The organism is Pseudomonas sp. FSL R10-0399, assembly GCF_009600165.1.
GTDB lineage: Bacteria > Pseudomonadota > Gammaproteobacteria > Pseudomonadales > Pseudomonadaceae > Aquipseudomonas > Aquipseudomonas helleri.
In genome coordinates this window covers 1-212 of the sequence record NZ_WIWK01000364.1, presented here as the reverse complement: position 1 = coordinate 212, position 212 = coordinate 1, and the positions used below count along the sequence as shown (strand labels likewise).

General features: G+C 67.0%; 1 protein-coding gene. It reads right to left on the bottom strand.

Annotated features, from left to right (window positions below):
• On the bottom strand, positions 1-212 hold a 212-nt coding region (locus GHO41_RS30035; RefSeq protein ID WP_178126645.1), incomplete at both ends, for a hypothetical protein.

Here is a 212-nt window from a genome sequence, read left to right as displayed (position 1 = left end):
CCGACGTAGTCGCGCAGCAGGTTGTCGAGGAGCTTGGGCGGCGGGTGGTGGATGGGCCGGCGCGGGGCCTTGGGGTCTAGCAGGTTGCTGGCCGGGTCGAAGGCGAAGGTTTCTTCTTTGTACTGGCTGCTGGCTCCGAGCAGGCGGCCGAGCGGGTCGTAACGGTAGTTGATGTCGCCACGGCGGTTGTCGTGCAGGTCGGTCAGTTGCCC